This is a genomic window from Streptomyces incarnatus (assembly GCF_001027185.1).
Lineage (GTDB): Bacteria > Actinomycetota > Actinomycetes > Streptomycetales > Streptomycetaceae > Streptomyces > Streptomyces puniciscabiei.
The window spans coordinates 157,510-180,713 of the sequence record NZ_CP011497.1 but is presented as its reverse complement, the minus strand read 5'-3'; the positions used below and the strand labels follow the sequence as shown (position 1 = coordinate 180,713).

22 protein-coding genes and 2 pseudogenes are annotated in these 23,204 nt (G+C 69.9%); 11 read left to right on the top strand and 13 right to left on the bottom strand.

Going from position 1 to position 23,204, the window contains the following annotated elements; translation table 11 throughout:
• Positions 1-32: 32 nt before the first annotated feature.
• Positions 33-974, bottom strand: coding sequence for an NADP-dependent oxidoreductase (locus tag ABB07_RS00890; RefSeq protein ID WP_208903199.1), 942 nt, complete (start codon positions 972-974; stop codon positions 33-35).
• Between the two features lie 97 nt (positions 975-1,071).
• Here ABB07_RS00890 and ABB07_RS00885 point away from each other — a divergent pair, with 97 nt between their 5' ends.
• Complete coding sequence (locus ABB07_RS00885) at positions 1,072-1,485, top strand: winged helix-turn-helix transcriptional regulator (RefSeq protein ID WP_208896758.1); 414 nt, start codon at positions 1,072-1,074, stop codon at positions 1,483-1,485.
• Positions 1,486-1,748: 263 nt separating this feature from the next.
• Here the strand turns inward: ABB07_RS00885 and ABB07_RS00880 are convergent, their stop codons facing one another.
• Complete coding sequence (locus ABB07_RS00880) at positions 1,749-2,807, bottom strand: GlxA family transcriptional regulator (RefSeq protein WP_244189149.1); 1,059 nt, start codon at positions 2,805-2,807, stop codon at positions 1,749-1,751.
• Positions 2,808-2,946: 139 nt separating this feature from the next.
• On the opposite strand from ABB07_RS00880, the gene ABB07_RS00875 reads away from it, so the two are divergent.
• The 3 genes from ABB07_RS00875 to ABB07_RS00865 all read left to right on the top strand — a co-directional run bounded on the left by ABB07_RS00875 (position 2,947) and on the right by ABB07_RS00865 (position 4,952).
• Positions 2,947-3,777: a dienelactone hydrolase family protein gene (locus tag ABB07_RS00875; protein WP_208896757.1), complete on the top strand. Its 831-nt coding sequence runs from the start codon at positions 2,947-2,949 to the stop codon at positions 3,775-3,777.
• Positions 3,778-4,182: 405 nt separating this feature from the next.
• Positions 4,183-4,326, top strand: a complete 144-nt coding sequence (locus tag ABB07_RS00870) for a hypothetical protein (protein WP_208896756.1) — start codon at positions 4,183-4,185, stop codon at positions 4,324-4,326.
• Positions 4,327-4,523: 197 nt separating this feature from the next.
• Positions 4,524-4,952, top strand: coding sequence for a VOC family protein (locus tag ABB07_RS00865; protein ID WP_208896755.1), 429 nt, complete (start codon positions 4,524-4,526; stop codon positions 4,950-4,952).
• Positions 4,953-5,203: 251 nt separating this feature from the next.
• Here ABB07_RS00865 and ABB07_RS00860 read toward each other — a convergent pair whose 3' ends face one another.
• The 5 genes from ABB07_RS00860 to ABB07_RS00840 all read right to left on the bottom strand — a co-directional run bounded on the left by ABB07_RS00860 (position 5,204) and on the right by ABB07_RS00840 (position 12,209).
• On the bottom strand, positions 5,204-5,704 hold the full coding sequence (locus ABB07_RS00860) for a DUF4232 domain-containing protein (RefSeq protein ID WP_208896754.1): 501 nt from the start codon (positions 5,702-5,704) through the stop codon (positions 5,204-5,206).
• Between the two features lie 671 nt (positions 5,705-6,375).
• A complete protein-coding gene (locus ABB07_RS00855) occupies positions 6,376-7,269 on the bottom strand; it encodes a MarR family transcriptional regulator (protein WP_208896753.1) in 894 nt (297 codons plus the stop codon).
• A gap of 285 nt (positions 7,270-7,554) precedes the next feature.
• Positions 7,555-10,395, bottom strand: coding sequence for a type 1 periplasmic-binding domain-containing protein (locus tag ABB07_RS00850; protein ID WP_208896752.1), 2,841 nt, complete (start codon positions 10,393-10,395; stop codon positions 7,555-7,557).
• Positions 10,396-10,672: 277 nt separating this feature from the next.
• Positions 10,673-11,218 (bottom strand): hypothetical protein, encoded by a 546-nt coding sequence (locus ABB07_RS00845; protein WP_208896751.1) that lies wholly within the window; start codon positions 11,216-11,218, stop codon positions 10,673-10,675.
• Positions 11,219-11,402: 184 nt separating this feature from the next.
• On the bottom strand, positions 11,403-12,209 hold the full coding sequence (locus tag ABB07_RS00840) for a DUF3887 domain-containing protein (protein WP_208896750.1): 807 nt from the start codon (positions 12,207-12,209) through the stop codon (positions 11,403-11,405).
• Between the two features lie 534 nt (positions 12,210-12,743).
• Between ABB07_RS00840 and ABB07_RS00835 the strand changes: the two genes are divergently transcribed.
• From ABB07_RS00835 to maeA, 3 genes and pseudogenes are all read left to right on the top strand, one after another.
• Positions 12,744-13,307 carry a dihydrofolate reductase family protein gene (locus tag ABB07_RS00835; protein WP_208896749.1) on the top strand — a complete coding sequence of 188 codons (564 nt, stop codon included), beginning with the start codon at positions 12,744-12,746 and terminating at the stop codon, positions 13,305-13,307.
• Between the two features lie 92 nt (positions 13,308-13,399).
• Positions 13,400-13,708: an SDR family oxidoreductase gene (locus ABB07_RS00830; protein WP_208896748.1), complete on the top strand. Its 309-nt coding sequence runs from the start codon at positions 13,400-13,402 to the stop codon at positions 13,706-13,708.
• 166 nt (positions 13,709-13,874) lie between these two features.
• Positions 13,875-14,901, top strand: a pseudogene (gene maeA, locus ABB07_RS41905) (oxaloacetate-decarboxylating malate dehydrogenase).
• A gap of 829 nt (positions 14,902-15,730) precedes the next feature.
• Here the strand turns inward: maeA and ABB07_RS00820 are convergent.
• The 5 genes and pseudogenes from ABB07_RS00820 to ABB07_RS00800 all read right to left on the bottom strand — a co-directional run bounded on the left by ABB07_RS00820 (position 15,731) and on the right by ABB07_RS00800 (position 19,541).
• Positions 15,731-16,243, bottom strand: coding sequence for a hypothetical protein (locus ABB07_RS00820; protein WP_208896747.1), 513 nt, complete (start codon positions 16,241-16,243; stop codon positions 15,731-15,733).
• 295 nt (positions 16,244-16,538) lie between these two features.
• Positions 16,539-17,153 carry a hypothetical protein gene (locus ABB07_RS00815; protein ID WP_208896746.1) on the bottom strand — a complete coding sequence of 205 codons (615 nt, stop codon included), beginning with the start codon at positions 17,151-17,153 and terminating at the stop codon, positions 16,539-16,541.
• A gap of 77 nt (positions 17,154-17,230) precedes the next feature.
• On the bottom strand, positions 17,231-17,623 hold the full coding sequence (locus tag ABB07_RS00810) for an LppU/SCO3897 family protein (protein WP_208896745.1): 393 nt from the start codon (positions 17,621-17,623) through the stop codon (positions 17,231-17,233).
• Positions 17,624-17,856: 233 nt separating this feature from the next.
• A pseudogene (locus ABB07_RS00805) lies at positions 17,857-18,525 on the bottom strand (response regulator).
• The gene (locus ABB07_RS00800; protein WP_208896744.1) at positions 18,522-19,541 is read right to left on the bottom strand and encodes a sensor histidine kinase; all 1,020 of its coding nucleotides are present in this window, start codon (positions 19,539-19,541) and stop codon (positions 18,522-18,524) included. Before ABB07_RS00800 ends, ABB07_RS00805 begins: the two are co-directional and overlap by 4 nt.
• A gap of 301 nt (positions 19,542-19,842) precedes the next feature.
• Here ABB07_RS00800 and ABB07_RS00795 point away from each other — a divergent pair, with 301 nt between their 5' ends.
• The 4 genes from ABB07_RS00795 to ABB07_RS00780 all read left to right on the top strand — a co-directional run bounded on the left by ABB07_RS00795 (position 19,843) and on the right by ABB07_RS00780 (position 22,154).
• Positions 19,843-20,517, top strand: coding sequence for a rhomboid-like protein (locus ABB07_RS00795; protein WP_208896743.1), 675 nt, complete (start codon positions 19,843-19,845; stop codon positions 20,515-20,517).
• Between the two features lie 180 nt (positions 20,518-20,697).
• A complete protein-coding gene (locus tag ABB07_RS00790; protein ID WP_208896742.1) occupies positions 20,698-21,159 on the top strand; it encodes a pyridoxamine 5'-phosphate oxidase family protein in 462 nt (153 codons plus the stop codon).
• Between the two features lie 198 nt (positions 21,160-21,357).
• Complete coding sequence (locus ABB07_RS00785; RefSeq protein WP_208896741.1) at positions 21,358-21,579, top strand: hypothetical protein; 222 nt, start codon at positions 21,358-21,360, stop codon at positions 21,577-21,579.
• A gap of 413 nt (positions 21,580-21,992) precedes the next feature.
• On the top strand, positions 21,993-22,154 hold the full coding sequence (locus tag ABB07_RS00780; protein ID WP_208896740.1) for a hypothetical protein: 162 nt from the start codon (positions 21,993-21,995) through the stop codon (positions 22,152-22,154).
• Positions 22,155-22,968: 814 nt separating this feature from the next.
• On the opposite strand, the gene ABB07_RS00775 is transcribed toward ABB07_RS00780, so the two are convergent.
• On the bottom strand, positions 22,969-23,112 hold the full coding sequence (locus ABB07_RS00775; protein WP_208896739.1) for a hypothetical protein: 144 nt from the start codon (positions 23,110-23,112) through the stop codon (positions 22,969-22,971).
• Positions 23,113-23,204: the final 92 nt, after the last annotated feature.

Here is a 23,204-nt window from a genome sequence, read left to right as displayed (position 1 = left end):
GCCTACGCGACTGTCTGAGTGACGCGATCGTGTCAGACCGTGATCGCAAGTTTGCCCTGTACGCCGCCGGCCGCCAGTACCTCGTGCGCCTTTGGCACCTTCTCCAGCGGGAACACCTGCTGCAAGTGCACCCGGAGCCTCCCCGCCTCGACCAGCTCGGTCAGCGCCTCCAGGCCGGCCGGGTCCGGTTCCACCCCGACCGCCGCGAACCGTACGCCGGACCGCTCCGCCAGCTTCGGCAGGGTGGTGCTGAGCCGCTCCACCGCCGTCACCAGCATGCCGCCCTGCCGCAGCACGCCGAAGGAACGCTCGGCGTTCCCGCCGCCCAGGGTCTCCAACACCACGTCCACCGGTGCGTCCCGGAGCACCTCGGTGTAGTCCTGGGTCCGGTAGTCGACCAGTTGGTCCGCACCCAAGCCGCGCAGGAAGTCGTGCTTGGCTGCGCTCGCCGTACCGATCACCTCCGCGCCGAGGTGCTTGGCCAGTTGCACCGCGACGTGCCCGAGCCCGCCGCCCGCACCGTGGATCAGTACCCGTTGCCCCGGCCGCAGTTGTGCGATCTCCACGAGTGCGTGCCAGGCGGTCAGGCCGACCAGCGGCAGCGCCGCGGCCTCCTCGTGGCTGATCCCCGCGGGCTTGCGAGCCAACTGCCGTGCGGGGGCGACCAGGTACTCGGCGTTCGCACCGGCCGCGGCCGGGAAGTACGGCATCCCGTACACCTCGTCGCCGACCTGGAACCGGTGCACACCCGGATCGACCTGCTCCACCACCCCGGAGACGTCCCAGCCCAGGACGAAAGGCGGCTCGCCCAGCAACGGGAAGGCGCCGGAGCGGACGAACAATTCCACGGGGTTGACGCTGGTCGCCCTGACCCGGACGAGCACCTGCGTCGGTCCGGGTATCGGCTTGGGCGCGTCGTCGACGAGGTGCAGCACCTCGGGGCCGCCGAAGGTCTGCTGGGTGATCGCACGCATCATGCACTCCTGTCCGGAGGGTCGTCGGTGATGTTCCTATCCTCGGCGGGGCGGTACCCGTTGAACAGAAGGCACTTGAAAGGTATATAGGTACCTCATGGGTACTACTGACAACCTGCGCTTCCACGGCGGCGCGGATGCCTATCTGGCCGCCTGCCCCTCCCGCCAGATCCTGGACGTACTCGCCAACAAATGGACCATGCTGGTCATGGGCGCACTGTCCGGCGGCCCGATGCGCTTCGGCGAGCTGCGGCGCCGCCTGGACGGCATCACCCAGAAGATGCTGACCCAGACCCTGCGCACCCTGGAGCGGGACGGCCTGGTCACCCGCACGGTCTACCCGACCATCCCGCCGAAGGTCGAATACGCGGCCACCGAGCTGGGCGAGAGCGTCACCGCGCTGATGCACGCGATCCGCACCTGGTCCGAGGACAACATCAACGCCGTCCTCGACGCCCGCGACGCCTACGACGCACGAGCCGCCCAGGAGGTACAGCCCGTCACGGCCTGATAGCCCTCGGATGCGTCATCCGGAACCGACCCAACTGTGCGTGCTGCGCCACCAGTTGAGCCGTTCGTTCTGCCGCCCTTCGTCGGCGCGCGGGTGGACCGCTGGCGGACCCGTACCGTGACATGGCGCTGTGCTCGTGTCCGCCGCAGCGCTCGGAGACGGCGTGTTCCTGTTCGTGCCTGCGCTGCACGGCTCCTCTGTTCCTCTGTGGCCACGGTTGCCGCGCCGGCGAAGTATCACGACTCCGTGCTGTACAGCGGCTGTCACGACGGACCCTGGACGCCGCCGTCCGGGGCGGACGCCCGGACCGTGCGGCGGAAGGCGGCCCGGTAGGCGCTCGGGCGGTGGCCGGTGTGGCGGGCGAAGAGGGCGGCGAAGGAGCCGGGGTCCTGGTAGCCGACGGCCGCGGCGACGGCGGCGACGGTGCGGTCGGTGGTCTCCAGGAGATGGCGGGCGCGGCTGACCCGGGAGGCCTGCAGATGGGCCAGCGGGCTGCGTCCGGTCTCCTCGGCGAAGCGGCGCAGCAGCGTGCGGGTGCTGACCCGGAAGGCGTCCGCGAGCGCGGCCAGGTCGTACCGCGCGGCGAGGTTCTGGTCGAGATGCCGCATGACCCGCTGGGAGAACTCCCGGCCGGGCTGCGGGAGGAGCCGCGGGTCGACGTACGGCGCCTGGGAGGTCCGCGTGTCGTCGACGAGCGCCAACCGCGCGGTGGTGCGGGCCACCCGGTCGCCGTCGTGCCGGCGGATCAGGTCCAGCGCGAAGTCGTACATGGCGCTGAAGGCGGCCGTGGTCGTCACGCCCGTGTCGGTGACGACCAGGTGCTCGGGCCGCACCTCGGCGTCCGGACACCGCCTGGCCAGTTCGCCTGCGTGCAGCCAGGAGGTGGTGGCCCGGCGCCGGTCGAGGAGCCCGGCCTCGGCGAGCAGGAACGCGCCGACGCAGAGGGAGACGACGGCGGTGCCGGCGGCGGCCTGCGCGCGGATCGCCGCGATCTCGGGGGCGAGCCGCGCGAGCCGCGCGTCGAGGTCCGTGTCCGGGCGCAGTTCGAAGCCGGGGACCACGAGGACGTCGACCTCGCGCAGGGGACGCACGTCCAGGCCGACGCCGCCCGAGGCGGTGACCCGGCGGCGGGGCGAGACGACCGACACGCGGTAGCCGGGCGCGTCCGGTCCGGTGACATGCCCGGCCATCGTCAACAGGTCGGGGACGCCGAACACTTCGGACGCGAAGCAGCCCGGATACGCCAGAACCCCGACCCGCAGCGCGCCCGGTCCGGCTCCCGGGCCCGCACCTTCCCCCGCCTGCCGCGCCGCCTTCGCCATCGCTCCCCCACCCCCTAGTGTCCCCGGCCGGGGTCGCCGACCGCGTGCCGCCGGCCTCCCTCGCGTGTGGCGAGATTACCCCTGGTCTTGGCGATCCCGCCCCTCATCCGACGGTCGGCCCGTGGACCAGGCTGGCCCCATGAGCGAGGACGATGCGATGACGGACTTCACCCGCCGGACCGTGGCCGTGGAGGGGGTGGAGAAGACGGTGTACGTGGCCGGGGCCGGGCCGGCGGTCGTGGTGCTGCCCGAGATGCCGGGCATCAGTCCTGACGTCCTGCGGCTCGCGCGCTGGGTGCGGGACGCGGGCTTCACCGTCCATGTGCCCTCTCTGTTCGGGACGGACGGAGCCTTCCCCACGGTCGAGGGCGGCCGGGAAGTCGTCCGTCGCGCCTGTGTGAGCGCGGAGTTCCGCGCCTTCGCCGGGGGTGGCACCAGCCCGGTGACGGTCTGGCTGCGCGGCCTGGCCCGTCAGGCCCACGCCGCGTGCGGCGGCCCGGGGGTGGGCGCGATCGGCCTGTGCTTCACCGGCAACTTCGCCCTCACCATGGCCCTGGAGCCGGCGGTGATCGCCCCGGTGGTCAACCACCCGTCGCTGCCGCTCGACGACCCCGCCGGACTCGAACTCGACGCGGCGGACGCGCGCGCGGTGCGCGACCGGCTCGACCGCGACGGACTCACCGTCCTCGCCTACCGCTTCGAGGGCGACCGCTGGTGCACGGGGCAGCGGTTCGCCGCCTACCGCGCCCTGCTCGGCGATGCCTTCGACGGGCGCGTCCTCCCGGACAGCGCCGCCAACCCCGCCCCGCCGCCCTTCTTCGCCGACCTGGTCGGCACCCCGCACAGTGTCGTCACCGCACATCTCGTCGACGAGGCGGGCCACCCCACGGTCCGGGCCCGCGACGAGATCCTCGCCTTCCTCACCGACCGCCTCCACCCGCACCGGAACCGACCGATGCCGGCCACCTGACCGGGCCCTTGAGACCATGCCGCGAAGAGGCCCCCTTGCACCTTCCGTCACACCTGGCGGAGGGAAAGCCGGTGTGCCGGGCTCCTTCAGCAGCAAGTCTCCACTGCATGCCCTCCGTGCTGGCCTCCATGCCCGCAGGCCGCCTGGCCGAACGCGAGGCCACGCCGAGCACCAGGGTCCGGTCCGGGGTATGGCCCTGGCGCGCACGAGGCCCCTGTCAGGAGGCGTCGCAAGGCCTATGCCAGTCGCCGGTGGGTGGGGGCGGTCGTCCCTTGAACGAGTGATGCATAGCGTGCACGGGCCTGGCGGGTGGGAAGTCTCTTGCCCGTCCGTACCCCCAGCGTCTCTTCTCACCGACAGGGAATCACCGTGATGTCTGTCCGCCGCATCATGACCGTTGCAGCAGTGAGCGCACTGCTGTCCCTCGGAGCGATCGTCCCCGCCATGGCCGCCCAGGCGCCGGGCCCCGACGACATCACCGACGGCCTTCTCGAACAACCCGTCAGCACGGTCGTGGGCTCCCCTCTCGGCCTCCCCCTCGGCATCTGAAACCATCGGTCGGTACGGGGCTGCGGCGCCCGTCGGCTCCCCATACCTGGCCATCAGCCCCGTCACCACCTGTGATGGGGCGTTCCCGTCTCCGGTCGATGGCCGGCCGGCCCCTCGCGGGGGTGACGCGCCACTCGCCATGCGGCGACGGCACCCTGGGGGTTTCGCTGCAGAGCACCTGCCCATACGGTGGCGCGGTGATGTCGATCAAGAAGTTCCAAGTCACCTTCGACTGCGCGGAACCTGAGCGCCTCGCCCGTTTCTGGTGTGAGGTGTTGGGGTACGTCGTACCGCCGCCACCCGAGGGATTTGCCACGTGGGACGATTTCAAGCGCTCCCAGCCCCCTGAGGAGCAGGACGCATGGTTCGCCTGCGTCGACCCCTCGGGCGTGGGTCCGCGACTGTACTTCCAGCGCGTCCCCGAAGGGAAGGCCGCCAAGAACCGGGTGCACCTTGATGTGCGGGTCGGCACCGGACTCGTGGGTGAAGAGCGCCTCGCCGCACTTGAGGCCGAGTGCGCACGACTGGTCCCGCTCGGGGCGGTACACGTGCGAACGCTGTATGACGGCAATGATGCGTGCATCCCGATGCTGGACATCGAGGGCAACGAGTTCTGCATCGACTGAGGGGCCTCGGACGTCCCGCAGAGCGGAGCTGCGGCGCGACAGCGCCTGACACCCCGCTGTGTCCAACGGCATGGCGTCCGTGGGCCACCGGGAGGGGGGATCGCTGCTGCTCCATTCGGCGAAGGCCTGGGTGTCCGCCCGGCAGGCGAGGGCGAGCTTGACCGTTCGGATACCTGGGCCGCGCCACCGCGCGAACCGGTTGACGCGTGGCACGACGGCGTTGCGCTGCGCGGCCTGCCGCTGTGTGCGGCTCAGGCGATCGGGCTGACGTAGTTGCCAGGGCGACTGGCGGCCTCCTGCCGGGTGACACTGCCCCATCGCCACGTGAGGGCCTTCACGGTGCCGCCGGGGAGGGTGACCACGGCCTGGTCGGGCCTGATGATCTCGTTCCCGTTCTTCCCGCTGTCGCTGAGGAAGGTGATGGCGAACGTCGCGGTCTTGCCGGGGGCGAGATTCACGGTGTTGCCTCCCGGCTGTTGGAGCAGGGTCTCCGGCTTGCCGTTCGTGGTGAGCATGACCGACGGCGCGCCGAGCAGGGAGCATGTGCTGCCTCCGCTGTTTTTCACCCGGACGCGGGCCGTTTCCTGCTGGTCGCTGCCACCGCCGGGCCTGGCCGTACCGCCCGCCCAGGACAGGGCGACGTTCTTGCAGGCAGGAGAGCCCGGAGCGGCCACGGCGGGGACGGCGGCGGAGACGGACGAGACCAGGGCACCGGCTGCGACACACAGTGCGATATTCCGGGTGCGCTGCATGAGTACCTCCGTTGACTGTGGCGAAGAGTGGCTGGCAGGTCTCTGGTACCGCGGATGCGACGACGAACCCCTCTTGAACCGTGAACCACCGGCCCGGTTGACGAGAGGCGATGTTCCATGGCGGATGCGGAGGGTCCGGCGGACGGACTGTGGAGCGCAGCCGCGGTCGGCGGCGCGGCGAATGCAGCGACCCGGCCTCGCGCCGAGCGGCGCCTGCGCGAGGAGACTGCCCTCGAGGAGCAGCAGGCGCAGATCCGGCGAAGCGGGGCCGCACGTGAAGCCGGACGAGCCAGCAGGCGAGGCCCGTTCGCACCGCAGTGAGCGTCCGTCAATTCGGCACGGACGAGGCCTCGTTGGCAAAGCGTCGATATTCCTGGCCTTGCCGGGCCTCAACGTCACATGGCGAGTCACGGAGCGGTGCCGTCGACGACGTTGAACTCCGGCCTTGACCGACACCGCGGCCTTCGCCGCCTACGTGAGGCGCGAGCTGAACGAACGCGCCGAAACAGCCGGGCAGGCGGAGTGATTCCTGCCGATGACGACGCTGTGGTGGTCCGAGGCTGACATCCGGCCCAGCGCACGCCGCCAAGGACACGCGACAGCGATGCTCACCGCAGCCTCGCCGATCGCCCACTCGCTCGGCATCACGCGGGCCTTGTCGACCTGCGGGCTCACGCCCCGGTTTCCAGAATGCGCTTGAGGGTGGCGAGCTCGGTGTCGACCAGAGTGACCTGCTCATCGAAGACGGTGTCGGTGAGGGCCGGCGGCTGGAAGAAAGTGATCATGAATTCGGAGCCGGTGCCGTTGGGCACGACGCGGGCGGGGACCTGCCAGGACGCCTGTTTGTCGACATAGTCGTGGTCGAGGGTTCCGAGTTCGGCGTTGGCGCGTATACGGAGCCGGGCGGGGCCCAGCGGGGTGGTCATCAGCCACCAGTCCGGCTCGTCGGTGGGCTCGATGGCCCGGATGTTGACGATCGCCCAGGCGGGCCAGTTGGACGCATCGGCGAGGAAGGCGAAGACGTCAGCGACGGGGCGCTCGATGGTGACGGTCTTGGTGACCGAGCGTGCGGTGGTGACGGTGGTGCTCACGGTGGTGCCTTTCAGGGGGGTCGGTGGTGTAGGGGGGTGTGGGTGGGTTTCGCCGACGAGGTGGCGAATCCAGTCCTCCAGCTGGCGGCGCTGGGCCGGTTCCAGGCCGGCGAAGAAGCGGGCGTCGTTGCGGTCGGCGATCTCCGCCAGCTTGGGGGCCAGGTCGCGGCCGGCGTCAGTGAGGACCAGTCGCAGGGTGCGGCGTGAAGCAGGGTCCGGTTCGCGGGTCACCAGCCCCTTGGAAGCCAGACGGTCGACCAGGCGGGACACCGCGCCGGCGTCGATGTCCAGGTACCGGGCCACCTCGCGGGTGGTGGTGGCGTCGCCCCGGTACAAGGTGATCAGGACCGCCCACTGGGAGACGGTCACGTCGTACTCGGCGAGTTCCCGTTCGAACCGGCCGTGGACTTCGTCGGAGAGCCGGCGAAGCCAGTAGCCGAGGTGGTCACGCAAGCCGCTGGTGGAAGATGTCACCCCCTCAGCATGGATGCCGCGACAATTGTTGTCAAGACAACGATGCTGCCTTCGGCTACGCGGGCACGCCCGGCAGGCAGCGGTCGCACCCACACCTGCCGGACCGCTCAGCGTGCCCGCGACGGCGCTGGACGTCGAGTGCGCCCACCGGGACGGACGGGCGCGGGCGCTACCGGTGTCCGCCGCCGCGGGGCGCCTCGGATGTGCGACGATCTCGCCGCGGAGGCCCACCACGGCGTAAGGAGGCGGGCCGGCCGGCGGGGAGGGGACGGGCGCAGTGCGGCGTCAGGATGCGTCGTCGGTCGGGCAGGGGAAACGGCCGTCGGGGCCCCAGTGGGTGACGCGCTGTGCGCCCTTGGCGAGCACACCGCAGGTGAGGTCGGTGAGTGGCTTGCCGTTGGGCGGAATCTCGCGGACGTGGATCTCCTTGTCCGGCGGGTAGTTGTGGTCGCTGTTCAGCGTGATGACGCCGGACTCGCCGACATACTGGGACACGCCAGGGTCCTGGAGCTGGGTCACCAGGGAACTGGGCGTGAACTCCGGATCAGTGGTGAAGATGGCGTCCATGACGTCGGAGAGGACATTGACGGCGTCGTAGCCGACGGCCGCGTCGTTCTCCGCGGACAGCTGGAACGCCGCTTGGAAGAGTCCGGCGAACGGTCCCTGGGGATCGGGCAGGCTGAACTGGTTGTAGAACAGCGTCAGCGCGCCGTACTCCTGCTGCATCCGTTCCGGATGCAGGGTCAGCTCCGGGGCGGGGCTCTCGGCCATGACCGCCACCCGGTTCTGGCGGGCGCGGCACCCCGGATCGCCCTGCATGTAGTGGAACAGGTCCTCCATCACGCCGGAGCGGCCCGCGTACAGGACGAACCCGTTGGTCCGGTGAACGAGCGCGCAGACCGTCTGGGCGACGTCGGAGGTTCGCCGGTCGTCCACCTCGCCGTACGGCACGCGGTACACCGGCCCGGCCGCGTGGTAGTCCGTGTCGAAGCGGTTGGCCAGGTCGTTGCTGAAGTACTTGTCGCTGGGGTCGTACACGACCACGGCGGCCGGCGCGGTGTGGCCCGCGGTGGGCTTGGCCAGGGCCCCCAGCCGGGGCGAGTGCTGGGCGAAGGCGGCCATGACCGAGGCGATGCGCGCGTCGGGTGGGGAGAGCTGGAAGTAGGACACGGGTGATTCGCCCTCCACCATCCGTTGGCCCGTGACCCCGGTGCCGAGCACGGCGAGGCCCTTGGCACCGAGTTCGATCGTGGCCTGCTGGGACTCCGGACGGCTCTGGGTCAGGCCCATGACGGCGGCGATGTGGTCCGAGCCCGCCCGGTCGAGGATCATCTGCGCGACGTCCACGTTCGTGTGATTGGTGGTGTTGAGACCGCCGCTCGAGCCGTAGCGGAAGTATTCGCCCGCGTTGGCCACGAGCAGCCGGACGGGCACCTGGGACTTCAGATGCCGGTCGTTCACCTCCTTCTGGGCCAGCAGGGCGCCACGCAGCATCTGAAAGCCGGTGGGCACGGTGCGCTTCGACTCCGAACCCACACTGAGCGGTGCGAAGAAGACGAGCGTGCGGTAGGGACCGTCCGTGTCGACCAGCGCGTTCTGCCGGCCTAGGGTCCGCTCCAGCTTCCGCAGCTCCGGCGCGTACAGACCATGAGCCAGGTCGCAGCCGTCGTTGCCGTCGGTGAGGCCCACGACCTGCCCGGTCGCCACCTGCCGGCAGGAGGCGGCGGAGCGTCCGCCGGGCAGGACGGACAGGGCGGTCCGGTAGCCGGCGAAGCCACCGGCACACAACAGGGTGGCCGCGAGGGCGGCGGCCACAGGCCGCCACCAGTCCCAGGCGCCGGCGCGACGGGTCCTGACGACACGGTGCCCGGCCAGCCACTCCGCCGCGGTGCCGTCGTCCGGGGTCCGGGGCAGCGGCAGCACATGCACGGCCTCGGTGCTCCGGCCGGCCGTCGCCGCCGAGAACAGCGCGGCCACCGCCCCGCCCGCTCGATGGGCGCGGGCACCGCTCTGGGCGGGTACGGCCTGGGGCGGGGGAGGAGGGGCGGCGTACGACGGGATGTCATCCGTGGCAGCGCCCAGTACCAGCAGGGGGCTGGGGCCGGCGTCGCCGGCTGTGGCGGCATAGGTGTCCAGGAACTTGCGGCAGGCGGATCCCTCGGCGCCCACGGTCGGCAGCAGCACGACGAACGACCAACCGCGCCGCGGGCGGCGCCGGCTCCACGCCGGGGGCCGTGCCGCCCTGGCCAGGTCGTGGATCAGCGCGATGAGCAGAACCTGGCGGACCACCGCTTCGTCGCGGGCCGCCATGGCCGCCGACTCCGGGGTCCGGGTCTGTGCCGTGCCATGGGCCCGTGAGTACTGGTGCGCCGCGCGCAGGGCCAGCGCCGCATCGAGGAAACTGCGGCCGGGCTGGTCCAGCCGGGAACCCAGCCAAGGCTGCTGCCGGTCGACGCGTATGCCGTACCACAGGCGCCAGAGCCATCCGGCCGGTACAGCGGTGACCCACCGCACCGCCGTCGCCCAGGGTCCACCGACGGCCTCACCGAGCTGCGCGGCTCCAGGGGCCGGCTGGAACCGGCGGGCCTCCCTGTCGACCAGCATGTCCCGCAGAGCTTTCCGGCCGCCCTCGGTGTCGTCTTCCGGCGGTAGCGGGGCCCGCAGTACCGCCAGGAGCGTGCCGAACTCGCGCAGCCGTAACGCCCCGGCCCCGTCCGGCATGGAGGTGCGCAGCTGACGGGCCACTTCGTCCAGGAGCAGTACGTGTGGGCCGCCCGCTTCGTCCTCCCGCGGACCGCCCCTGGCGAGGAGGGCGTCGTCGACGACCGCGTGCGGTGCCAGGCCGGCGAGGTGCTGGACCGGCTCATGCCCCGTGGACAGCAGCCGCTGACCGTACGCCAGGACCAGCGCGGCGAGTGCCGGGTCCGGTTCGGCGGTGCCTGCCGCCGGGTCGCCCTCCGGTGCACGGGCGAGGAGCACGGCCGGTAGCCGGCGCCCGCGGGAGCGTACCCGCCACGGCAGGCCGGCCCGTCGGTCGGCGACGTACCGGTCGAGCACGCGGACGACGGCATCGAACCCGTTGGGCAGGACGAGCCGTTGCGCGTCCTCTGGGGGTGGGTGCAGCACGCAGAACCTCCGTGAGTCATATGTCGGCGGACTGTCCGGCGAGCCTAGGGACGCGGCCGAGGAGGCGGGGGTTTTATTGCTATTCGACCGCTTCTGAACAAATGTGAGTGCACTCTGCCTGCGGGTGACGTTTCCCTTGGGGGCAGCTATGCAAGGCTCCTGTCCCGCGCGCGACGATCGTGGCCGCAGGATGTCTCCAGCTCCGGAGCGAGCGCCACCCGGCCGGCCACGCTGACGCCCTACTGCGTCGGCTCTTGCAGGTCAGGTGCCGAGCGGCTCAGGTGTCGGCTTCGTTCTCGGACCCGGGGGCGTCGCCAATGGCGACGCGCAGGTCATGGATGCCTTGCAGGATGTCGATGAGGGCTTCCTCCGCCCCGCTCAGAGCGTGTCGGGTTCCCTCTGTGTCGCCGCGCTCGGCGTGCAACTGGGCGCTGAGCGCGTACACCGCTGTCATGGCAGCGGCGAAGGCCGCCTCCCGGCCGGGTGGCACTTCTTCTGTCTCGGTTTCGGAGACCTGCAGCGCGGTGCGCTGCAGCCGGTTCGTCAGGACGTTGACCGCGAGACCGGGATCCGCTCCCAGCTGTTGCCCCCAGCCGAGCGTTGTCTCAAGGACGTCCTCGATCTCTCCTTCCTCGGTCAGACGGGTTGCGGCGGTGATCTCGAACTCGGTTTTCGCCAGCAGCCTGCCCAGAAGGTGCAGGCGGTCTTCTTCCCGCGGTCCCTCGGGTCGCTTCTCCGCATCTGCCACGGGCTCAGCCGCAAGAGCGGCCAACGCTGCGTAGATCTGCTCGGCGTCTACCGGGCGCTCGCTACTGATGCTCACGCCTTCAGCTTCACCCAGCAACGGCGTATTCGCCCGCCCAGACACACGGGATCCATTCTCAGGGACGCCATCCTTGGCGGTCCTGATTCCGTCCGTACTTCGGATAGGCGATGAGCCCGGCGATGAGCCCGAGGATGTTCCCGAATGCACAGATCACGAGCCGTGTCTGAGCTGTCAGGTTCCGTCAGGTTTCGGTGTTCGGGTGTCGGACGACGTCGATCATGCAGAGGACGGCCGGAAGTGCGATCAGCGGCAAGAGCGCAGCCCATGGCACGGCTGGTGACGGGCTGAGGGGTCTGCGGGCATGGGAATGCTTCCTCTGAGCAGGGCCATCGACAGAGAGCGAGGCGGCCGAGCTGTTACGGGGTCTCGGGCACGCCAGGATGAAGAGGCCCGCGACCTTCTCGTCGGCGTCGAACGCGACGCGGGCCTTCATGTCGCCGGCCTCGTAGCGCAGCGGCACGTCGACAACCGTGTGGTCGCCGACGCGCCGGACGAACGGTTCCCCTTCGCCGGAGCCTTCGAACGCGCCCACCATGCCGGCGACCGTGGCCAGCCCGCTTCCCCGTACCTCGTCGGTGAACGCCTCCATGACCTGGGCGTTGAAGGACAGCCTCGCCTCCTCCATGCGTCCCTCCAGGACGTCCGTGACGATCTTGATCGCGCGCACCGGGGCGTCGGTCATGCGTACGGTCTTGTCCATGGGCTCTCCCGTTCGGGGATCGATGGGCTTGCCGAACCGCTGGAACGCGGCCTGACGGGTGACCCCGAGCAGGTCCCCGATCTCCTGCCAGGTGTGGCCGGCGTCCCGGGATTGCTGCACGCACAGTCTGAGGACCTGCTCCGCCAGAGCGTCGACGCCCTGCGAGCGCCGGACCAGGTCGAGGTAGTCGGGAGGTGTCAGGGGGCTGCCGACCGCTTCTGCCAGGGACGAGGCCTGTTCGGCCAGCGTGGCGCTCAGAGCGGCAAGGCTCATCGAGGAATCGACCACGTGTAAAGGTTGCCTTTACGGATCTGGGGTCCGCACCGATGTCTGGCAGCCGCCGTGATGCGGGGTGGGGAAGAGGGGAGGCCCCCTGGGCAGGAGGAAGGGGGGGATAGGCGGACCGCCGTCCTGCGGGAACGCCGTCCGTCCCGAAGCCGGCCCGAAGGGCTTGTTCGTACGGGACGGCACCACGCGTCCGCTGCATCGTCACTTGTCGTCGGGCGACCTTCTCTCGCGCCGTCAGCGGTCGCTGGAACCGATGTCAGGCACGGGCTGGCGGAGCCGGTCGACCGGCAGACACGGGCGGAGCTGCCGGCGTACGAGGAACGGCCCATCCTGTGGGCCGCCCGCCTCACCCCGGCCGGTCACGACGTGCCGACCTGCACACGCGTCAGCCCAGCCCCCGCACCGCAGCGCGATCCCGGGGACGGCGAGAGTTCGGTCCAGCCGCGCCCGTCGTCAGGGGGATTCTGCCGGCCGCGATGAGTTCTGGGGCGTCCGGCGGTCGTACTGTCGAACCCTCACCCAGGAGGACTTCTCATGCGCAGCGTGACCTATTCGATGAACGTCTCACTCGACGGCTACATCGTCGGGCCGGACGGCGACTTCGACTGGACGGCGCCCGACGAGGAGGTCTTTCGCTTCTGGATCGACGAGATCCGAGAGGTCGGCGTCCACCTGTTGGGACGACGGCTGTACGAGACGATGCTGTACTGGGAGACCGCCGACCAGGATCCATCGCTCGACGAGTCAATGCTCGAGTGGGCCGCACTCTGGAAGCCGCTCCCGAAGGTGGTGTTCTCGACCACGCTGTCGGCGGTGCAGGGCAATGCCCGCCTGGCCCCGGGCGGCCTGGCGGAGGAGATCGAGCGGTTGCGGGCCGAGCCGGGGGAAGGTGACATCGCGATCGGCGGCGCGACTCTGGCCGCCGAGGCGGCCGCGTTGGGGCTGATCGATGAGTACCGCGCCATGGTCTACCCGGTGCTGGTTGGCGGTGGCATTCCGTTCTTTCCCAGGCGCGGGAATCGAGTGGATGTCGAACTCGTCGAGACGCGCACCTTCAGCTCGAGATTCGTCTACCTCCGCTACCGCGTGGCGCGGTGACCACGGCCGACCCAATTCCAGCGCCCGGAATCGAACAGTCACGCAGAAGGAATTCTGCATCTCGGAATGCTAATTCCATCTAGCGATGGATTATGCTCCGCCCCGTCGAGGCGTACGGCCGGCTCGACATCCTGGTGAACAACGCGGGCACCACCCGCTTCATCCCGCTGCACGACCTGCGGGCGGCCGATTACGCGGTCGCTCCCGGCCTGATCGACACGTCGTGGTACGACGGGGCCGAGCAGGTGGGGGAGAGCTCCCGTGAATGGATCACCGCGAACACCCCGCTGCACCGCGTCGGCTCGCCCGCCGACGTGGCCGAGGCCGTGCACTACCTCGCCAACGCCGCGTACACCACCGGTGACGTACTCACCGTGGGCGGGGGACGGCACACCGTCTGACCCGCGCACACCTCCCGCCGGGAGCCGGTACGGCGCAAGAAGGAACCGCCAGGGCCCCGGTGGCCGCGTACACCGGGTGTCCGCGTGCGTGCGACCGCACCGAGCTCGCTCTGCCTGACGGCCAGAGGCGGCGCCATCCGTCAGACGGCCACACAGCCGATCCCCGATGCGGCGACTGGAACATGTGACGCGGTGGCTGGGCTCCTGGAGCGCGCGGGTCGCTGACACCGTGCGGGACCTGTTTCCGCACGCGCTGCTGCACTGGGAGGACTTCGGACCCGGCAACGGCCGTCGGCTGCTGGAGACATACGGGGCGAAGGTGTGCACGTTCAACGACGACATGCAGGGCACCGGTGCCATCACCCTGGCCTGTGTGCTGAACGCGGCGCGCCTGTCCGGTACCCCGATGCGCGAGCAGCGGGTGGTGGTCTTCGGCGCGGGCACCGCCGGGGTGGGCATCGCCGACCAACTGCGCGACGCCATGGTCCGCGACGGACTGGAGGGTCAGGAGGCGGTGTCCCGGATCTGGTGCGTGGACCGGCAGGGACTGCTGCTGCGTCCACCGACGGGCTGCGCGACTACCAGCGGCTCTACGCCCGCCCCGACGACGAGTGGTGCGAAGGCAGCGACCAGTCCGTGGGCCTGCAGGCGGTCGTCGACCGGGTCCACCCGACCGTGCTGGTCGGCACTTCCACTGTGGGCGGGGCCTTCACCGAGAACGTCGTCCGGTCCATGGCCGAGCACGTGGAGCGGCCGGTGGTGCTGCCGCTGTCCAACCCCACCGCCAAGACAGAGGCATTGCCGGAGGACGTCCTGCGGTGGACCGACGGCAGGCCCTCGTCGCGGCCGGTGTCCCGTTTCCTCCGGTGGAGCTGGACGGCACCTCGTATGTCATCGAGCAGGCCAACAACGCTCTGGTCTACCCCGGCCTGGGCCTGGGGGCCGTCGTGGCACGCGCTTCCCGGATCACCGACGGGATGCTCCAGGCCGCGGCCGAGGCGGTGGCGGGCCTAGCCGACCTGTCCGGTCCTGGCGCCCCGCTGCTGCCGCAGGTGCAGAACATGCGCACTTCGTCGGCGACGGTGGCCGTGGCGGTCGCCCGCCGCGCCGCCGAGGACGGAGTGGCGCGCGCCCCGCTGGACGACGTCATCCAGCAGGTGAAGGACGTCATGTGGCAGCCGGAGTACGCCTGAGGGACCTCCGGTTCCCCCGGAAGGGCCGCGCTCCGTGCCACCGATGCCTGCTGCGCCCTTCCCCGGGTCCATGACCGGGCGCGCAGCCGACGAACCGACCAGGGCCGGCTGACCCCCGCAACATCCCACACCAGCGGTCCGCCGCCCCGGCGGGCGGCGGTTCCGGGAAACGGCAGTAGAGCACCGCATGCTGTTTCTGCAGGTCATGGCGGCGCCTGCAGGCCTCTCCGCCCTGTATCGAGCCGTTGGCACTGAACACCCCTGCTCGCCGCCGCCCACGGGTTCGAGGCGATCAACGCACGGTGGGAATGACCGGCCATGAGGAGACGCCCGGGCCAGTCTTCGTCTTCTCGGTGCGCGCGCTACACATGGGCGCTTGACCCCGACCAGGTGCCGACCCCAGGCGGCCAGAAGCTGGTGACCTAAAGGGCGTCGGAGCCCGTGCTGATCGTATTGGGTTGGCACTGCCACTTGACGCTGTCGCTCGAGTGGGGCAGCCCAGTCGGCTCCGAAGCGCGACTTGTGCTCAGCGCATGGCGATGGCGGAGAGCTGCTCGACGCGCTCGGATGACACTGCCGCAGCCCTGCTCCGCCGGATGTTGAGCCATGCCCCGATCCCGAGTGCTCGTCTCCTCCCGGTCCTCGCAGACGATCCGTTCGATGTGTTTCCTCGGCACCCACACGTGTCTTTCAAGTTCGTAGAACTGGGGGGACGGCGACATCGGCACGTCGAGGTGCGCGGTGCAACCACCGCCACTGGAGGTGCTCGGCATCGAGCCGACCACTGCAGCCCCCAGCCGGCGGAGCAGTACGTCGGCTGCACGGGTGATCACTTGCGACGGCGCTGTCTGGTCCTGTAGTGGCGGCCGAGTTGGGCGACGATGAGCGAGAGGAGAGTGACGGCCAGACTCGCGCCGCCAACCGGGCCTGGAAGGTGCCAGACCTGGGCTGCTACGACGGTGATGCCTCCTCCGAGAAGGCCGGAGTACGCGCCCATCAGTACGCGTCCGCTCCGGTCCAGCCGGATCCTCTCCATGTCAGCCGGCTCGGGCGTCTGCTGCAGGGCGATGTAGCTGTCCGGGTGGCCGAGGACGTCGTCGAGCCCGTCGAACGGGTGACCGCCCGGCGCGCAGCAGAAGTAGACCGTACTGCCCGGCTCGACCACGGCGGTGAGAGGCGGACTGGAACACCAGGCGATCCGCAGCTGCAGACGATGTGGTCCCGATGGCACGTCAAAACGCAGTGTCTGCCCTCGACGGATGCTGCCCACCTGCGCGTGGTCGAGCAGCACGGCATAGCCACGGAGGGCGTCGCGATAACCTGCCCGGGCCCGAGACAGCACGAGTGTCCCGTACCCGGGCCGGACTGCGTCTTCGATGGACAGCCCTGGCCGTCCACCCGGCCGGGCCTCAGCCGACGCACCGGCTTCGCCGTCAGGCACAGATCCCTCCCAGCCGACCACGGCACCGCCCTCACGCGGACGTCCACACGCTGCGATCGTACTCAACCGCTACCGCGCCGAAGCAGGCCTGGCACGCACGCAGCGCAGATGCCGGGACGGCCGCGCTCGCGCCGGTGTTTCGCGATGTGTGAATGATCCATCTGACACGGAGGCTGACGCCCCAGACCAGGCCCTCTCAGGGGGAGCCGTTCGTCAGCAGCAGGTGGAAGGTGCGGTCCCGGTGGACGAGCGTGGCGGTGTCGGAGCCACCGCCGTCGAAGTACACCGGGGGCTGCGGCTCCTCTCCACTGTAGTAGCCGGTGGAGCGCAGAAAATCGGGGCTGACAGCGGCGAAGGACCATGCCGGGCCGTCTGCGCCGAGCAGTTCCCGGGCGAAGCCGCGCACCAGCTGCTCGGCGTCCGCCGCCGGGTACTGGTGGCCGTAGGGGCTGAAGGCCTCGCACAGCATCCAGCGCAGCCGGGCCAGGAAGCCTGCATGGTCCAGTGGGCTGACCGTGGCGCGGAAGCCCTCGCGCAGGAGCGGATGCTCGAAGGGCTCGCTGTCGTACTCGTCCATCAGATTGTACCAGTTGCGGCGCGCGTCAGCGGTAAGCATCAGCTGCTGGAACAGGGCACTGCGCAGGAAAGCGTGCAGGACTTCCTGGCGGTTCCCGGCGACGACGGGCATGTCGCAATCCGCCGTGAGCAGCAAGGTGTTGCTGTTCATCGAGTGGTCGACGGCAGAGAGGAATGCGTCGACGGCAGGGGGTTCGGGATCGGATGGCGGCGCGGTGAAGTTCGGGGAACCCATGACGGCAGCCTTGCGGCCGGCTGGTCGCTGCTTCAACGGCTTTTCCGTCGTACCAAGGGGCGGTACCAAGGGGCGGTTCAGTGGCCCTTCTCGTCGTTGTCCTTGAAGCAGACGACGAACCAGTTTCCGGGGTCCGACTGAGTGAGCGAGCCGGTCGTGCCAGGGACGTCGGAGCATGCCAAGGTGTCGACGACTGCGTCCTTGACCATCTTCAAGACCTTGTAGTCGGCGTGCGGGTCGGTGCAGTCGAGCTTCTTGGCCTTCGCTTCCTTGTTCGTCCCGATGTTCTGGAAGCAGTCACCGGCCCTGAGCGTCGCGGACTGGTCCTTCGTGTCGTACGGGCCCAAGGCCCAGAACGCCACCATGCCCGCGAGGACAAGGACCATACCGAGGAAGATCAGGCGGTTGCGTCGTATCTGCGCCGAGGTGTACGAGGCGTCCAGGCCGCTCCGGGGCGGTATTTGAGACACGAGCAGTTCCTCAGGCAGTGGTACTTGCGAAGGCGACCATGAATGTAACCCACCTGCCCGCACTCATCCTTCGCCGCCCCCGTCCCGGTTGGTTCTGCTCGGTCAACATTGGGGCTTGTCCTTGACAGGCGCGGGGGGGGGCGAGGCCGACGGAGTGCGACCATGGCGAAGGTGGATCGCACCGGCCGAGGCATGAATCTCCTGCCCCGCAACTGGGTCCTGCTCGTCCTGCTTCAACGACGTGCGGGCCCTGCCAGTCCGCTTTCGTAGGCGGCGATGACGAGTTGGGCCCGATCCCTGGCCCCCAGCTTCGTCAGCAAATGGCTGACGTGGGTCTTGACCGTGCCGACGGTCAGATACAGCTCGGCTGCGATTTAGTTGTTGGACAGGCCACGCGCGATCAGACCCAGCACGTCACGCTCGCGGCCGGTCACTCTGTCCAGGGTGCGGGTGACCGGGCCGGGGTAGCCGGGGCGGCGGACGCAGGTCTCGATGAGCCTGCGGGTGACGCCGGGTGACAGCAGCGACTCCCCGGTGGCGATCACCCGCACTGCGTCGATCAGGCGTGCGGGTGGAGTGTCCTTGAGGAGAAAGCCCGCGGCGCCTGCGCGGAGCGCCTCGAAGACGTACTCGTCCAGGTCGAAGGTGGTGAGCACCAGGACGTGGACGGGCACCGGAGACGGGCCACCGAGCAGCGTGCGGATGGCCTCGATGCCATTGAGCCCCGGCATCCGGATGTCCATCAGGGCTACATCGGGACGCAGTTCGCGGATCACCCTGACCGCCTGGGTCCCGTCGGCCGCCTCGCCGACGACCTGGAGATCTTCCTCCGACTCGATCAGCACACGGAACCCGGCACGCACCAGCGTCTCGTCGTCCACCACGACGACCCGCACCGTCATGCACTCTCCAGGTCGGCGCCCACGGTGAGTTGGGCTGTTCGCTCGTCCGTGGCGTACGGCAGCCGGGCGGTGACGCGAAAGCCGTGCGGGGAGAGCGGGCCGGCGTGGACCTCGCCGCCGTAGAGGGCGGCGCGTTCCTTCATGCCGGTCAGGCCGTGGCCCTCGGTGATCGGAGTGGTCGTGCGGCCGGCTCCGGCATCGACGACCGTGAGAGCGACCTCGCCCGGATCATGGACGACCGTCGCCCGGGCGTGGCTGGTGCGGGCATGCTTGACGACGTTGGTCAGGGCTTCCTGCACGATGCGGTAGGCGGCGCGGTCCACACCTCGGGGCAGGGGGTGCGGGTGACCACTGATCGTCAACTCGACCTGGACACCGGCCCGTCGGGTCTGTTCAAGGAGCGTGCTGAGGTCGTCGAGGCCGCCGGGCAGCCATTCGGCACCGTCATGTTCGCGCAGGACACCCAGCAGCGAACGCAGCTCTCCCAGGGCGGCCCTGCTCGTTGTCTCGATCGCGGAGAGGGACTTCGCGGCCTCGTCAGGTCGGCTGCCGATGACGTGGTGGCCGACGCCCGCCTGGACCGCGACGATGCTCAGGCTGTGCGCGACGACGTCGTGCAACTCCCGGGCGATGCGCATGCGTTCCTCGACGAGGAGGAGCTGTGCCCGCTCTTCGGCCTGCTCGACCAGGCCTCGGGTGTAGGCGCGGCCCTGTCTGGTGGACCATCCGATCGCCCAGGCGGCGGCCTCGACGATGAGGACTTGGATCATCCCCGGCCACCCCCAGAAGCTGAACCCTGTTATGCCCCGCATAGGGATCATCAAGGCGAGTTGTGCGGCGCCTGCCACCGCGCCCGCGTACGCCGCGACACGCGCGGGGCGGTCGACCGCCACCCCGTACACCAGCAAGGCAGTCCCCACCACCCCCGTCAGGCTGAGCCCGCCGTCGGTGGCCATCACCACCGACCCCACCGCCAGTGCGGGCAGGGGCAGCAGCCGCCGGACGGCGACAGCCACACCCAACGAGCCCGTCAGCACGGTCTGCCATGCCGGCCAGCCCGTGCGGTTCGTGCCAAGCGTCCACCACAAGACGGTCGAGGCCACCAGGACCATGGCCAAAAGCACATCCAGACCGATCAGCTGAGTCGGCGTCAGCCCCCTGGCGTAGGACGCATCATGCCTCACCCTCATGACTTGACTCGCATGCATCTGACCCTAGCCGGGAGGGCGTTCATCCGCCTCTGTCCAGAGATAGAGATCCGCCGGTCATTCCGTGGTCAGATCCGCGAGGCGGGCACCCTCTGCCAGGGTCGGCCACATGGATCTCTCCCGGACCCCCGTCCGCCGATGGCTTTCCCCTGTGCCCTGGGGCTTTGCCCTGCTCGCCGCCGCGTCTTCCCTGACGTACGGCGGTGATCACGCGGTGAACGCCTGGGCATCGACCAACCTGGCCAATCTGGGAGATCATCCTGTGGAGGCGCTCATCGCCTCCGCCTTCCTCTTCGGCGCCGACCCCTGGGCCTGTCTGCGCAGCATCGCCTTCGCCGGGGCCATACTGGCGTTTCTCGTCATCCGGTTCGGCAACATGCGGGCGGTCGCGCTGATCGCGGCCGGCCAAATCCTCGGCACACTGGTGAGCGAAGGGCTGCTGGCAGCGCGGATCGCGGCGGCCCAAGCAGACCCGACGCTGCGTGCGACGCTGGACGTCGGCCCGTCCTACGTGATCGTCTCGGCCCTTGCCGCCGTGGCGGCAGCGGGGGCCCGGCGTTGGCACCGATGGACCGCGCTCGCCGCGCTCGCGGTGCGCGCACCGCACATCACGAGCGGCCTGACCATGCTGGGGGTCACTCCCGTCGGCCACGTGACAGCACTGTCCACCGGCATGCTGCTGGCATGGGGTCTACGGTCGTCCGACGCCCGCCACAGCTACCTGCACCGACTGACGGTACGCGCAGCACCGCTTCAGACCGAACTTGGAACAGGACCCGGGTAGACGCGGTCGAGGGAGCGGTTCGGCCACCACCGGAGACAACTGTGACTGAGCACTTGCGCCGGCCGATCCGGGCACCGAATTTGGTCGCCCCGAGCCAAAGGCCGAGGGGTTCATCGGTCGCTGGGAGTAGGTCCTGCGCCTCAGGCGCGCTGCGCGCCCGCGTGGCTAGGGTCGGTCCTCATGGAGACCACGGGAATCGTCCCTCGCCAGACGGCGGAGCGTATGCGCGACGCTCTGGAGCGGCTCGCTACCGAGCGGGATGTATGGGTGTCGACGGCTCACCCTGACCATGGGCCGCACCAGGTGCCGCTGTGGTTCTCGTGGGATGGGCAAGCGGTGTGGATGTGCACCAGTGCCACTTCCGTGACTGCGCGGAACGTCCGCGAAGAGCCGCGCGTGCGCCTGGCGCTACCGGACACCTTCGACGTGGTGCTCCTCCAGGGTGAGGCGGAGTGCTTCGCGGACCAGGAGGTGCCCGAAGGCGCGGCGGAGGCGTTCGCCGACAAGTTCGGGTGGGACCCACGCCGGGAAGACGGTTCCTTTCTGTATATACGCGTGGCCCCGAGGACTGTGCGCGCTTGGCGTGGCGAGCCGGAGCTACGCGGGCGAGTCATCATGCGCGAGGGGATGTGGCTGGAATAGCGGCCGTTCCTCGTCGACGCCCCTCTCTCGATCACGAACTACAACTAGAGCTGGTAGCCGGGGGCACGAACGCCGTGCCGGATCGGATCTGGTCGCGGCCTGCCGATTCCTGAGGGCGAAGTCCTGGACCCGTCCGCCGGGCGGCCGAGGGCGTAATCCGGTGGTCACCTTCTCCGCAACCTCCCTAGGGTCGCTGGGATGACACACAACACTGTTGACCCGGCGACGATCACACCGGAGATGGCTGCTCAGATCCGCACGTGGCGATGCGATGAGGACTACTCCTGGCGCGCTGTGGCCCAGGCCGCGTCCGACCTGTGGGGCTCCGAATGGGGCAGCAACCAACTCTTCGGCGAAGACCTCTGCGTGGCCGCAGCGAAGCTGCTGGGTGAAAACCCCTACCGGGAACCCTGGAACTGACGCTCGTCAAATGGCTCCTCTCGGATCAGCGAGAGGGCCGGATGAAGATGCCGGCGATATGAAGTCCGGCGAGCAAAAACAATGGCGGTCTTCTCACGGCGGATTGCCAGGCCACTCCAGTTCTTCAGGCCGTTGATGCAGTGTTCGACGGTATTGCGTCGTTTGTGTGACTCGCGGTCGGACGTAGGTGGACGGCCTCCTCGACGGCCTTTGTGCCTGCGGTTGGCGAGCTGATCGGCTATTGCGCTGGCTACGGTTCCCCAGAACCCTCGTCGGCGAGGTGGTACTGGGGGAAACTGGACGCTGTGGAACGGCGACTGAGGGTTCAGCGTGCCTCGCGGTTCGTGGACGAATCCCGCCCTGTGGCCGACGGATTCGGCACCGTGGCTTCAGTGGGCGCGAACGCCTTCGGCATGTCTGGTGATGACTCCCGCAGCAGCATCAAGCGCCAGGGTCGTCATCACCAGCGCGGCCCCTGCCGCCACACCGAAACCGCCGTGCGCACCGCCCACGTCCACCACCCGCCCCACGACCGCCGCGAGCCCGCCGCCGACGACGTGCGAGGCGGCGAGTAGCACCCGGGCGCCCGGGCGGCCCGCCGCACCTAGGACGCTCGCCAGGGCTGGGCCGAGCAGGTAGGACTACGCCCGTGACGAGCGCCTCCACAGCGAAGGCGGTGGGCAGACCGGCAGCGCGTTCGCCGGACGGCAGGGCGGACCAGCGAGCGGCGGGCAGGGCGCCGAGCTGGGGCAGCGTCGCCCCGACGAGCACTCCGGCGACGAGGTCCGGAAGGGCGCCGACCAGCAGCAGCGCCACGGCCTCGGCGTGTGCGCCCAGCGCACAGGGGAGCAATCGCGCCTGCCCGAACCGGCCGACATTGCGCCCGAGTTGGGGACCGGTGACGGCGTCCGCGACAGCGAACCCGCCACCGACGAGACCCGCGGCGGCATACGACCCGGTGCGTGCGTGCATCAGCCAGCCGATGCCGATCCCCGTCATGGCGATGCCCGGACGCCCGACAGCGGCGGAAATGAAGCTGCGCCTGCATGCCGCTGGTGGCGATCTCACGCCGCGTGTGTTCACGGGACGACCGTCAGGGCGCCCACCCCAGTCCCGGAGAGTGCGCCACCGCCCCGCCACCGGCTCACATCCCTGGTGACGGGCCTTCTCTGACACCCTTCAGCCGGGCAACCGGCCCGGCGGCCGGCCACGCGATACGCGGGGAGACCGCGCTCATTTCGCAGCAGGGCATGCGCAGTTCCGACCGGTTTCCGACAAACCGTGGCAGTCATGGAGGAGCTGGGATACGACTGCTCTGCGCAGGATCTGGGTGAGAGGGACGGCGTCTGGCGCGCCGGGCTGCCGCGAGCGGGAGGCGAGCAGCGGGAGTCACGGCCACAGGCGGCCCAAGTGTTCGACCAGGCAGCCGATCACCGCGCGGACCACGCCGGCGAGCGCGGCGCTGGCGAGGGTGGGGGCGAGCCGGGGGATGTCTCGGTGTGCCTGGCGGCGGCAAGGGCGGATGCGGGTCATGGCGAACCTCCTGGTGTCGTCGTGTCGTTGCGTGTGCGGGGTGGCAGGCGTCAGTACACGTCCTGGGCGGGGCGCATGGGCCAAGCCCCGGA

Bases quoted from the DNA above. Each gene is read 5' to 3' on its own strand.
- ABB07_RS00890 (WP_208903199.1), bottom strand. From the start codon at position 974: ATGCGTGCGATCACCCAGCAGACCTTCGGCGGCCCCGAGGTGCTGCAC.
- ABB07_RS00885 (WP_208896758.1), top strand. From the start codon at position 1,072: ATGGGTACTACTGACAACCTGCGCTTCCACGGCGGCGCGGATGCCTAT.
- ABB07_RS00880 (WP_244189149.1), bottom strand. From the start codon at position 2,807: ATGGCGAAGGCGGCGCGGCAGGCGGGGGAAGGTGCGGGCCCGGGAGCC.
- ABB07_RS00875 (WP_208896757.1), top strand. From the start codon at position 2,947: ATGAGCGAGGACGATGCGATGACGGACTTCACCCGCCGGACCGTGGCC.
- ABB07_RS00860 (WP_208896754.1), bottom strand. From the start codon at position 5,704: ATGCAGCGCACCCGGAATATCGCACTGTGTGTCGCAGCCGGTGCCCTG.
- ABB07_RS00835 (WP_208896749.1), top strand. From the start codon at position 12,744: ATGCGCAGCGTGACCTATTCGATGAACGTCTCACTCGACGGCTACATC.
- ABB07_RS00830 (WP_208896748.1), top strand. From the start codon at position 13,400: ATGCTCCGCCCCGTCGAGGCGTACGGCCGGCTCGACATCCTGGTGAAC.
- ABB07_RS00815 (WP_208896746.1), bottom strand. From the start codon at position 17,153: ATGGGTTCCCCGAACTTCACCGCGCCGCCATCCGATCCCGAACCCCCT.
- ABB07_RS00795 (WP_208896743.1), top strand. From the start codon at position 19,843: ATGGATCTCTCCCGGACCCCCGTCCGCCGATGGCTTTCCCCTGTGCCC.
- ABB07_RS00790 (WP_208896742.1), top strand. From the start codon at position 20,698: ATGGAGACCACGGGAATCGTCCCTCGCCAGACGGCGGAGCGTATGCGC.
- ABB07_RS00785 (WP_208896741.1), top strand. From the start codon at position 21,358: ATGACACACAACACTGTTGACCCGGCGACGATCACACCGGAGATGGCT.
- ABB07_RS00780 (WP_208896740.1), top strand. From the start codon at position 21,993: ATGTCTGGTGATGACTCCCGCAGCAGCATCAAGCGCCAGGGTCGTCAT.
- ABB07_RS00775 (WP_208896739.1), bottom strand. From the start codon at position 23,112: ATGACCCGCATCCGCCCTTGCCGCCGCCAGGCACACCGAGACATCCCC.